General features: G+C 52.3%; 5 protein-coding genes. All 5 read left to right on the forward strand.

The window, feature by feature from the left end; genetic code table 11:
• Positions 1 to 5: 5 nt before the first annotated feature.
• The 5 genes from pheS to ACTH5D_RS17265 all read left to right on the forward strand — a co-directional run bounded on the left by pheS (position 6) and on the right by ACTH5D_RS17265 (position 4,881).
• Positions 6 to 1,025 (forward strand): phenylalanine--tRNA ligase subunit alpha, encoded by a 1,020-nt coding sequence (gene pheS / locus ACTH5D_RS17245; RefSeq protein ID WP_441673395.1) that lies wholly within the window; start codon positions 6 to 8, stop codon positions 1,023 to 1,025.
• 26 nt (positions 1,026 to 1,051) lie between these two features.
• Entirely contained in the window at positions 1,052 to 3,433 is a 2,382-nt protein-coding gene (gene pheT, locus ACTH5D_RS17250; protein WP_441673388.1) for a phenylalanine--tRNA ligase subunit beta, read from the forward strand.
• Between the two features lie 87 nt (positions 3,434 to 3,520).
• The gene (locus ACTH5D_RS17255) at positions 3,521 to 3,820 is read left to right on the forward strand and encodes an integration host factor subunit alpha (protein ID WP_096279844.1); all 300 of its coding nucleotides are present in this window, start codon (positions 3,521 to 3,523) and stop codon (positions 3,818 to 3,820) included.
• Between the two features lie 215 nt (positions 3,821 to 4,035).
• Positions 4,036 to 4,500 carry a flavodoxin gene (locus ACTH5D_RS17260; protein WP_441673391.1) on the forward strand — a complete coding sequence of 155 codons (465 nt, stop codon included), beginning with the start codon at positions 4,036 to 4,038 and terminating at the stop codon, positions 4,498 to 4,500.
• A 3-nt stretch (positions 4,501 to 4,503) separates the two neighbouring features.
• Positions 4,504 to 4,881: a hypothetical protein gene (locus tag ACTH5D_RS17265; RefSeq protein ID WP_441673393.1), complete on the forward strand. Its 378-nt coding sequence runs from the start codon at positions 4,504 to 4,506 to the stop codon at positions 4,879 to 4,881.
• Positions 4,882 to 4,885: the final 4 nt, after the last annotated feature.

Here is a 4,885-nt window from a genome sequence, read left to right on the forward strand (position 1 = left end):
AACGGATGGATCACCTTCCTACTCTGGTATCTGAGGCTCGCGACGCCATTCAGGCCGCGCAGAGTGTCGCTGCACTAGACGAGTTACGAGTAAGCTACTTAGGTAAGAAAGGTGAGGTAACTGCCTTACTGAAAGGTCTGGGAAAGTTGTCAGCAGAAGAGCGGCCTGCTGCGGGTGAGCGCATTAACCAGGCTAAGCAAACGCTGGCCAGCGAAATTGATGCTAAACGCCAGCAGCTTGACAGCGCTGCGTTGAGTGCGCGTCTGGCTGCGGAGAGCATCGATGTCACGTTGCCAGGGCGCAATCAGTCCCAGGGCGGTTTGCATCCGGTTACTCAAACGCTTGAGCGTATTGAAGGACTGTTTACACGCATCGGCTACGATGTGGTGATTGGGCCTGAAATTGAAGATAATTATCACAATTTCGAAGCCCTCAATATTCCGGCCCACCATCCTGCTCGTGGTATGGCCGACACCTTTTATTTTGATGCTACGCGCTTACTGCGCACTCACACTTCGCCAGTGCAAGTACGCACAATGAAAGATTGCGAGCCACCCATTCGTATCGTCTGCCCGGGCCGTGTTTATCGTAGTGATTCAGACTTGACCCACACGCCCATGTTCCACCAGGTGGAAGGTTTGCTGGTCGATGAAGGGATTAGCTTTGCGGACCTTAAAGGTACCATCGAAGACTTTCTGCAAGCATTTTTTGAGCGCGACGATCTCTCTGTGCGTTTCCGTCCTTCGTACTTTCCATTCACTGAGCCTTCTGCCGAAGTGGATATTCAGTGTGTGATGTGTAGCGGGTCAGGCTGTCGCGTGTGTTCTCATAGCGGCTGGCTAGAAGTGATGGGTTGCGGCATGGTGCATCCTGAGGTTTTCCGGCACGCGGGTATCGATGCTGAGCGTTACACCGGTTTTGCCTTCGGAATGGGGGCTGAACGTTTAGCGATGCTGCGCTATGGCGTTAATGACTTGCGCCTGTTTTTTGAAAACGATCTGCGTTTTCTACGCCAATTCGCTTAAGACCGCTGCCGAATACAGGAAAAACCATGAAATTTTCAGAACAGTGGCTGCGTGAGTGGGTATCGCCGCAGCTAGATACGCAGACAATCGCTGATCAAATCACCATGGCCGGCTTGGAAGTCGACGCTATTGAAGCTGTGGCCGCTGCTTTTAGTGGCGTGGTGGTGGCAAAGGTGTTGAGTAAAGAGAAACACCCTGATGCGGATAAGCTTAATGTGTGCACCGTTGACGATGGCTCCAGCGATCCCGTTCAGGTCGTTTGTGGTGCCGCCAATGTCGATGTGGGTCAGAAAATTGCCTTTGCTCAGGTGGGGGGTGTGCTGCCGGGCGACTTTAAGATTAAAAAGGCGAAACTGCGCGGCGCTGAGTCGCACGGGATGATTTGTTCAGCCTCGGAGCTCGGGCTTGAAGAAGATACGTCGTCCGGCATCCTGGTGCTGTCGGCATCGGCGCCCGTGGGTGCCGATTTTAGAGAATATATGCACCTCAATGATATGATGATTGAGGTTGATCTGACGCCCAATCGCGGTGACTGCTTAAGTATTAAGGGGCTGGCGCGCGAAGTGGGTGTGCTCAATCGTTTGGCGGTTAATGGGCCAGAAATAACGCCTGTGGTGGCCGACATTGAAGATAGTTTTGCTATTAATGTCGAAGCGCCAGAGCAGTGTCCGCGCTATATTGGCCGCGTTATTAAAGGCATCAACGTGCAGGCTGAAACGCCGCTTTGGATGGTCGAGCGTTTGCGTCGTAGCGGTGTGCGCTCCATAGACCCCGTGGTCGACATCACTAACTACGTGATGCTTGAGTTGGGGCAGCCGCTGCACGCCTTTGATCGTGACAACCTGGAAGGCGGCATCGTTGTACGTATGGCCAAGCCCGGCGAGCGTTTAACGCTGCTTAATGGCAGTGACGTGGCGCTGCGTACTGAAACGCTAGTGATTGCTGATCATTCCGGCCCGTTAGCGATGGCAGGGGTGATGGGCGGAGAAAACTCAGGCGTTAATGAAAATACGCATACTATTTTCCTTGAGTCTGCTTTCTTTACACCGCTTGCCATTGCTGGCCAAGCGCGTTCTTACGGGATGCATACCGATGCATCACATCGCTTTGAGCGCGGCGTCGATCCGCAGTTAGCTCCGCTCGCCGTTGAGCGGGTAACCCGGCTGCTTATTGATATCTGTGGCGGCCAGGCCGGGCCGGTGATTGACGTGCAAAGTGCTGGCAATATGCCTGAGCAGCGCTCAATAGTGTTGCGCAGTGCTCGTTTGGAAATGGCGCTTTCCAAGTCGCTTGATCGCGACGATGTGACCGATATTTTGCAGCGCTTAGGGCTAAGTGTCAGTTGGGATGAGGGTAGTTGGAGCGTGGTTGCGCCCAGTTGGCGCTTTGATGTTGCCATCGAAGATGACCTGATTGAAGAAGTTGCGCGGATCCACGGCTACAATAATCTACCGGTGCGTCGACCTGCGGCACGCTTAGCTTTGCGTTCTGCTGATGAAGCCACGCTCTCCACATCACAGCTACGTCGGCAAATGGTTTCTCGCGGTTTCCAAGAGGCGATCACCTATAGTTTTGTTGCCCCTGAGCTGCAGGCCGCTATTTTGCCTGACGCTGTTTCTCCCGTGCTCGCTAATCCTATCTCGGCTGATTTATCGGTAATGCGTGCGAGCTTGTTCCCAGGTTTAGTGCGTGCCATGGAATACAACCTTAATCGCCAGCAATCGCGCGTGCGTCTTTTTGAAACCGGGCTAGTATTTAACGGTGAGCTGGATGCATTATCGCAAGTGCCGATGCTAGGTGCATTGGTCTGTGGTACGCGGGAAGACGAGGGTTGGAGCGGTGCTAAAGAGCGTGTTGATTTTTACGATTTGAAAGGCGATCTGGAAAGCTTGCTGGCATTGGGCGGTGAGTCAAGTGCCTGGCGGTTTGAGCCAGCAGAGCATCCAGCGCTTCATCCGGGGCAAAGTGCTCAGCTACTGTATAACGCCAAGCCAGCAGGTTGGATTGGTACTCTGCACCCGCAGGTTCGTGCAACGCTGGGCTTAAAGATGGATGCAGTACTGTTTGAGGTGCGTTTAGACGCCCTAAGCCAGGGGCAGATTGCAGCGTTTGAGCCGTTATCACGTTTTCCTGAGGTGCGTCGTGATCTTGCGTTTATACTCAGCGATGCAACGCCTGTTCAGGCACTGCTTGACTGTACTAAGCAAAATGCCGGTGATTACTTGCAAAATATCAAACTATTTGATGTTTATTCAGGCAAAGGCGTCGCGGATGGATGTAAGAGTATTGCGTTGGGCTTGACCTGGCAGCATCCATCGCGCACGCTAAACGATGAAGAAATCAATCAGTTGGTCGATTCAATCGTGACACAAGTGCGTGTCAAACTTGGTGCTGAGCTGCGAGGCTGATAATAGCTAAGGTTACGCTACGCCGCTTATCACGTTCTTGGCAATGCGTTTGCTGCTGTGTTTGCCTCAATGAAAAGGAGAAGCCCTATGGGTGCGTTGACCAAAGCAGAGCTGGCTGAACATTTGCATGCAGAGCTAGACCTGTCTAAGCGAGAAGCGAAGGCGATGGTCGAAGCTTTTTTTGAAGAGATTCGAGCCTGCCTGCGTGAGAACGAGCAGGTTAAGTTATCGGGTTTCGGTAACTTTGATTTGCGTGATAAGCGGGAGCGCCCTGGACGAAATCCTAAAACCGGTGAGGAAATTCCAATTTCTGCCCGGCGTGTGGTTACCTTTCGTCCGGGACAAAAGCTTAAGCAGCAAGTAGAGCATTATTTAGGTGCGGAGTGATTTCCTGCGCCTGAGTTTGTCGCCAAGTTTTGCTGATTAAATAAACGCTTTTAAAGTACAGAAAGGAGCGCTTCTTGGGGCGCTCTTTTTTTTGGGCGTCGCCCTGGCTGAGCGCGCTGAGGCGTATTTCATTTTCTCTAGCCATGTTAATATCTGAGCAAATTCATCGGGTATTGGCCAACTTGATGGCGGGTACTTTTCGCAGGGGAGTGACGATGCCGAAGCTGAATATTCTAGTAGGTACAATGTATGGCGGCGCGTTAGATGTTGCAGAACAGGTAAAGCCTCTCTTTGAGCAGGCCGGTTACACGGTCACAATTTCTGAGCAGCCAGCCTTAATAGACATTACCGAAAGTCACGCTGATTTGGTGCTATTTTGTGTATCAACAACGGGCAGTGGTGATTTCCCCGGTAATTTTGTGCCTTTTGTTCGTCATCTGCGCGATCAAAGCCCATCGCTCTCATCGTTGCGCTACGGTTTAATTGCGCTGGGCGATAGCTCCTATGGCGATACATTTTGTGGCGCAGGCAGGGCGTTAGATATGCTGCTTGAGGATCAGGGTGCTACTCGATTAGGTGAGCGGCTAGACATCGATGCGATGGAAACATTTATGGCCGATGATGCTGCTATTCCTTGGGTTGAAGAGTGGATTGTTGCCCAGCAGTTGAAGGTAGATTAAGTAATGCAGCGAGCTCCGATCTCACCGGAACGTATTAGCGTAGCGATAGGCTTATGTGTGCTGATGCTGGCGGCACTGCCGCGCTATCTAGCTGGTGGTCACGAAACGCGTCAGATTCTGATCGTCGCTGCTTTCACCTTGGTGGCTGCTGCGGCTATCGTGCAGTGGCGCATGCTGTCATCCACTGCACGCCAAAAACTGCCTGCATTACTCAAGCGTCTTATTGTTATGATGCTCTTAGGAATGGCCGCCATGGGGTGCTGGCATGCGCTATTTACGGACTGGATCAGCTGGCAGGTGTTTATTTCCCATGGCGCGACTCTGGGCGTGCTCATGCATACGCTGAGCCTGTGGTGGAAGACAGAGCCCCAAGTGGAATAGTTTT

The organism is Halomonas sp. (assembly GCF_052095695.1).
Taxonomy (GTDB): domain Bacteria; phylum Pseudomonadota; class Gammaproteobacteria; order Pseudomonadales; family Halomonadaceae; genus Vreelandella.

Bases quoted from the DNA above. Each gene is read 5' to 3' on its own strand.
- pheS (WP_441673395.1), top strand. From the start codon at position 6: ATGGATCACCTTCCTACTCTGGTATCTGAGGCTCGCGACGCCATTCAG.
- ACTH5D_RS17265 (WP_441673393.1), top strand. From the start codon at position 4,504: ATGCAGCGAGCTCCGATCTCACCGGAACGTATTAGCGTAGCGATAGGC.
- ACTH5D_RS17255 (WP_096279844.1), top strand. From the start codon at position 3,521: ATGGGTGCGTTGACCAAAGCAGAGCTGGCTGAACATTTGCATGCAGAG.
- ACTH5D_RS17260 (WP_441673391.1), top strand. From the start codon at position 4,036: ATGCCGAAGCTGAATATTCTAGTAGGTACAATGTATGGCGGCGCGTTA.
- pheT (WP_441673388.1), top strand. From the start codon at position 1,052: ATGAAATTTTCAGAACAGTGGCTGCGTGAGTGGGTATCGCCGCAGCTA.